General features: G+C 61.4%; 4 protein-coding genes. 2 read left to right on the plus strand and 2 right to left on the minus strand.

Going from position 1 to position 5,993, the window contains the following annotated elements; all coding sequences use genetic code 11:
• Positions 1-145 precede the first annotated feature (145 nt).
• Both OKC30_RS19485 and OKC30_RS19490 read right to left on the minus strand, forming a co-directional pair.
• The gene (locus OKC30_RS19485) at positions 146-1,870 is read right to left on the minus strand and encodes a proline--tRNA ligase (protein WP_128296422.1); all 1,725 of its coding nucleotides are present in this window, start codon (positions 1,868-1,870) and stop codon (positions 146-148) included.
• Between the two features lie 137 nt (positions 1,871-2,007).
• Entirely contained in the window at positions 2,008-4,017 is a 2,010-nt protein-coding gene (locus tag OKC30_RS19490; RefSeq protein ID WP_160836598.1) for a methyl-accepting chemotaxis protein, read from the minus strand.
• Positions 4,018-4,249: 232 nt separating this feature from the next.
• Here OKC30_RS19490 and ruvA point away from each other — a divergent pair, with 232 nt between their 5' ends.
• Together ruvA and ruvB are read left to right on the plus strand one after the other, a co-directional pair.
• On the plus strand, positions 4,250-4,864 hold the full coding sequence (gene ruvA / locus OKC30_RS19495) for a Holliday junction branch migration protein RuvA (protein ID WP_160836596.1): 615 nt from the start codon (positions 4,250-4,252) through the stop codon (positions 4,862-4,864).
• Between the two features lie 8 nt (positions 4,865-4,872).
• Positions 4,873-5,880 carry a Holliday junction branch migration DNA helicase RuvB gene (gene ruvB, locus OKC30_RS19500; protein WP_160836594.1) on the plus strand — a complete coding sequence of 336 codons (1,008 nt, stop codon included), beginning with the start codon at positions 4,873-4,875 and terminating at the stop codon, positions 5,878-5,880.
• Positions 5,881-5,993: the final 113 nt, after the last annotated feature.

The following is a 5,993-nucleotide window of genomic DNA, read 5'->3' on the forward strand; positions in this document are numbered from 1 at the left end:
GGTGTGTTTGGAGACAGCCAGTTTACCAGCACCCTGTCTGTCAACTTCCACTTCCCCAAGATCCCGCGAAGAACCTATAAAAAGCCCCGAGTGCCGTGGCACTCGGGGCTTTCCTATGAAAAGCGAAAGGCGGTATGTCGCGTTATCAGCGACCCAGCTTGGCCTTGAGCAGGGCAACGATCTCTTTGATCGCCACTTCCTGCTTCTCGCCGGAGCGGCGGCACTTGTACTCCACCACGCCGTTGTCGAGACCACGGTCACCGATGACGATGGCGTGGGGCACACCGATCAGCTCCATGTCGGCGAACATCACCCCCGGGCGCTCCTTGCGGTCGTCAAACAGCACGTCCACCCCGGCGGCTTTGAGCTCGGCGTAGAACTGCTGTGCCTGCTCGGCCACGCGCTCGGACTTGTGCATGTTCATCGGCACGATGGCCACTTCGAACGGGGCGATGGCGTCCGGCCAGATGATGCCGTACTGGTCGTTGTTCTGCTCGATGGCGGCAGCCACCAGACGGGAAACCCCGATACCGTAGCAACCCATCTCCATGGTGACGGACTTGCCGCCTTCGTTCAGCACGCTCGCCTTCATCGCTTCGGAGTACTTGGTACCCAGCTGGAAGATGTGGCCCACTTCGATACCGCGCTTGAGCAGCAGCTTGCCCTGGCCGCACGGGCTCGGGTCGCCTTCTACCACGTTGCGCAGGTCGGCAACCTCAAAAGAGGTGATGTCGCGATCCCAGTTGGCACCGGTCAGGTGGAAACCGGTCTCGTTGGCGCCGCAAACAAAATCGCTCAGATGGGCGGCGCTGCGATCGACGATGATGCGACCGGCAAAGCCGACCGGGCCGATGGAGCCTGCATCGCAACCGGCGGCCGCTTTGATCTGCTCGTCATTGGCGAAGGTCAGCGGGTTAGCCACGCCAGAAAGCTTCTCAGCCTTGATTTCGTTCAGCTCGTGGTCGCCACGCAATACCAGGGCGATGACGGCCTGTTTGCCGTGCTCGTCTTCCTCGGCCAGTACCAGCAGGGTCTTGGCGATGGCGGTCGGCGCCACGTTCAGGAAAGCGGCCACTTCGTCGATGGTGTGGACGGCCGGGGTGGCCACCTTGGTCAGGGCTTTGGTTGCGGCAGCGCGCTCGCCAGCCGGTGCCAGGGCTTCGGCCATCTCGATGTTGGCGGCGTAATCGGATGTATCGGAGAAGGCGATCAAGTCTTCACCGCTCTCGGCCAGCACCTGGAATTCGTGGGAGCCGGTGCCCCCGATGGAGCCGGTATCGGCCTGCACCGGGCGGAAGTTCAGACCCATGCGAGTGAAGGCGGTGCAGTAGGCCGCGTGCATCTTCTCATAGGTATCGACCAGGGAGGCCTTGTCGATGTGGAAGGAGTAGGCATCCTTCATCAGGAATTCGCGGCCACGCATCACGCCGAAACGGGGGCGCACTTCATCGCGGAACTTGGTCTGGATCTGGTACAGATTCAGCGGCAGTTGCTTGTAGCTGTTCACTTCGTAACGGACCAGCGCGGTGATCACCTCTTCGTGGGTCGGCCCCAGCACGAAGGGGCGGTTGTGACGGTCGGTCAGGCGGCACAGCTCGGGGCCGTAGTCATCCCAGCGGCCGGACTCCTGCCACAGCTCGGCGGGCTGTACCACCGGCATGGACACTTCGACGGCACCCGCATTGTTCATCTCTTCGCGGACGATGTTTTCAATCTTCTTCAGGACCCGCAGGCCGGTCGGCAGCCAGGCGTACATGCCGGAAGCGAGTTTGCGGATCATCCCGGCGCGCAGCATCAGCTGGTGGCTGACAACTTCAGCGTCGGAGGGGGTTTCCTTGAGAGTGGAAAGCAGATATTGGCTGGTACGCATCGCGGTAGACCTTCGCTAGTTTGGGCCGCTTGGCCCTGGAAAATTTCAAGTGCGGAATTTTAACAGGCGAAGCCCCCCGGCCCAAGGGCTAAATTCAGCGGCGCTGGGGGGAGGGCGGGGGCCTTGCCCCGCCCGCACTAGACCCGAAATTGCGACAGCAACTGCTGTTGCTGCTGGCTGGCCTGATGGAGGGAGGAGGCCAGTTGCAGGCACTCCTGGGCTTCCTGTTCGCCCGTCTGGGCCTGCAGGCTGATATCCGAAACCTTGCCCGTGGTGTGCCCCAGGGTGTGGGAGAGCTGGCTGGTCGCCTCTGCCACCTGTTGCACCATGTCGGCGAGCTGATCGATGGCCTCTTCTACCTTGAACAGGATCTGCTTGGTGTTGTCGGAGTCCGCCATACCCGATTCCACGGTTTTCAGGTTGCGTTGCATCATCAGATAGGCCTGCTCTGTCTGCTGCTGGATGCTGTTGATCACGTCCGTTATCTCGGCACTGGAGGTGGCGGTGCGATTGGCCAGGGTGCGCACCTCGTCGGCCACCACGGCAAAACCGCGCCCCATCTCGCCCGCCCGGGCGGCTTCGATGGCGGCATTGAGTGCCAGCAGGTTGGTCTGCTCCGAGATATTGCTGATGGTGGAGATGATCTGGCCAATCTGCCCTGCCTGCTCCTTGAGGGCGTTGATGGCGGTGGCACATTCACCCACCTCCATGACCACCCGCTGCATGCCGGCGGTGGCGGAGGAGACATACTGGCTGCTTTGCGTGGTGAGCTGGCGCACCTCATTGGCGTTGTGTGCCGCCAGGTTGCAGTTGTCCGAGATGGTGGTGGCCACCTGCACCATCTGCTCGCTGTCGTGGTGCAGCGCCTGGGCATGCGCTGCGGTCTGGCGGCTGCTCTGGCTGATGGCCTGGACCCGGTTGACCGAGGTGTGCACGTGCTGGTTGATGTGCTGGTTGTTGTCCATGGTGGCGCTGATCATCTTCTGCAGCTTCTCGATGAAGCGATCCACGCTGCCGGCCAGGGAGCCAATCTCGTCGTCGCGTGAGAGGTTGATGCGGGCATTGAGATCTCCCTCCCCGGCGGCGATGTCCTGCATGCGCTTGTCGACCTGGAGTAGCGGACGAACAATGGTGCGTACCAGCCAGAAGCCGCAGCAGGTGACGATCAGCAGGCTGAGCAGCAAGCCCCCCAGGATGAGTCCCCTGGTGTAGTCGATGATGGCGTTGAGCTGGTGAACCTGATCCTCGACGGTGGCGTCCCCCTGGGCCTCGACCTCGACCAGAGCCAGCCTGAGCTGGTCGGCACTGTGTTCGTAACGGGCCAGCTGGTTCTGATAAGCGCTCAGGGCTGTGGTCCATTCACGGATCAGGCGGGCATTGTCGGCTTGCAGGGCACGATACTGGGTGGAGAGCATTTGGCCTGCAAACTCCCCGTCGCCGGGCACATCGAACTGGCCGGTTGCCAGCATGCCGTCAACCGCGTCCTGATAGAAGCGGGTGGCTTGTGCCAGCTCGGCCTGGATGGCAGGAGTGGGGCCTTCGCTCTGCATCTTCTCCAGCGCATAGAGCTGGCGCAGGAATCCGATGTTGGCCTCCATGCCGCCATCGGCCGCCTGCCAGCGGGTCGCGAGGCCGCCGTTCCAGCTGATGGCCTGATCCGGTGAGCGGGTGAGGCTCTCGACGGCCTCGTCACCGATCACCTCCAGCCTGGTCGAGAGGCGTGACATGCGTTCAGAACTGGCGCGCAGCGCCTCATCGGTGCTTGTGAAGGTGCGATAGAGGGTCAGCAGCTGTGCCTGCTCTTGCTGATAGGTCTGCTCATGCTGCTTCAGTGTGGTAATGGCCGCCGCATCGATGAGCCCGCCTTGCTCCACCCGGCGCAAGGCATCGCTGGCCGCTTCTTTTGCCCGTTGCAGTTCCGGTGCGTCGAGGGGGATCCCCGAGAGCATTTTCTGGATATAGAGCGACTGGTTGCCGAGTTCGATGGAGCCCTCCATGGCACCATCTGCCGTCTGCCAGGCGGCACCCAGGACGTAGGAGAGCAGATCAGCCAGCCGCTGGCTGCCATACCAGCCGATCGCCCCCATGCCCAGGGTGCAGCCGAGTAGAATGGTGAGTCCGAGGTTGGATGTGGTGACGATTTTCATGACTCAAGCCTTCCCTGGTGCCGAACAAGACCATTTCAGTGTTCAATCAATGACGAAGATGTGCCATCCCCGATGGAAAATAAAGTGACAGACAGTGTTCTCAACGAGGGAAATGGACGGGTATGAAGAGCGGGTCATCCCATGATCTGCATGGACCTATGCTGGATACTTATCCAGTTATTCTTTATGCTATGACCCAATTTGCGAGAGTCTGCGTGGCGAGGAAAAGAACATGATCGGTCGCTTGAGAGGCGTCATCATCGAGAAGCAACCCCCCGAGGTGTTGCTGGAAGTCGGAGGGGTGGGATATGAGGTTCATATGCCCATGAGCTGCTTCTATGATCTGCCCGAACTCGGGAAAGAGGCCGTCATTCACACCCACTTCGTGGTGCGTGAAGATGCCCAGCTGCTCTACGGCTTCAACCACAAGCAGGAGCGGGCGCTGTTTCGCGAGCTGATCAAGACCAACGGGGTCGGCCCCAAGCTGGCACTGGCCATTCTCTCCGGCATGACGGCCACCCAGTTTGTGATGAGCGTCGAGCGCGAGGAGATAAGCTCCCTGGTCAAGTTGCCCGGCGTGGGCAAGAAGACCGCCGAGCGCCTGGTGGTGGAGATGAAAGACCGCCTCAAGGGCTGGGTCAGCCACGATCTCTTCTCCCCGGCCGAAATCACCCTGCCCGCGAAAGAGAGCCCGCTGCGTGCCCCGGATGCGAGCGAGGAGGCGGCCAGTGCACTGGTGGCCCTCGGCTACAAGCCGCAGCAGGCCTGCCAGATCGTCAGCAAGGTGGCCGCCGACGGCATGTCGGTAGAGGAGATCATTCGTGAATCCCTGCGCAGCCTGGTGTGAGGTAGACAATGATTGAAGCGGATCGCCTCATCTCGGCCGGTGCCGCCCGTGAGGACGAGATCATCGATCGGGCCATCCGGCCCAGAAAGCTGGCCGATTACACCGGACAGGATCATGTCTGCGATCAGATGGAGATCTTCATCGAGGCCGCCCGCCAGCGCGGGGAGGCCCTCGATCATCTGCTGATCTTCGGGCCTCCCGGCCTTGGCAAGACCACGCTGGCCAACATCGTCGCCAACGAGATGGGGGTCAACATCAAGACCACCTCCGGCCCCGTGCTGGAGAAGGCCGGCGATCTGGCGGCACTGCTCACCAACCTGGAACCGAACGACGTGTTGTTCATCGACGAGATCCACCGTCTCAGCCCGGTGGTGGAGGAGGTGCTCTATCCGGCCATGGAGGATTATCAGCTCGACATCATGATAGGGGAGGGGCCAGCGGCCCGCTCCATCAAGCTCGATCTCCCTCCCTTCACCCTGATCGGTGCCACCACCCGGGCCGGCTCCCTCACCAGCCCCCTGCGGGATCGGTTTGGCATCGTGCAGCGCCTCGAGTTTTACAACGTCAAGGACCTGACCGACATCGTCTCTCGCAGCGCCCGCTGCCTCGGGCTCGACATGACGGAAGACGGCGCTCTCGAGGTAGCCCGTCGCTCCCGGGGGACACCGCGGATTGCTAACCGTTTGTTAAGGCGGGTACGAGATTTTGCCCAGGTGAAGTCTGACGGGCGAATTGACGGACCCATTGCGGCCCGAGCCATGGACATGCTGGACGTGGACAACGAAGGTTTCGACTTCATGGATCGCAAGCTATTGTTGGCCGTCATCGACAAGTTTATGGGGGGGCCAGTCGGGCTCGACAACCTGGCCGCCGCCATCGGTGAGGAGAAGGACACCATAGAAGACGTGCTGGAACCTTATCTGATCCAGCAAGGCTATCTGCAACGTACACCCAGAGGGCGGATCGCAACTCAGAGAGCCTACGCACACTTTGGCCTGGAACGACCGGCAGATTAGTAGACGTTGCGATATGAACCAAAAAGCCGCCCTTGAGGCCAATGCTGTTCACTTAAGAGAATTTGAGTTCCAGTCCACGTAGTATCAGGGCTAAAAAATGAGGGAGGCATGAT

The sequence above is a fragment of the Aeromonas sp. QDB18 genome (assembly GCF_027705325.1).
GTDB classification, from domain to species: domain Bacteria; phylum Pseudomonadota; class Gammaproteobacteria; order Enterobacterales; family Aeromonadaceae; genus Aeromonas; species Aeromonas caviae.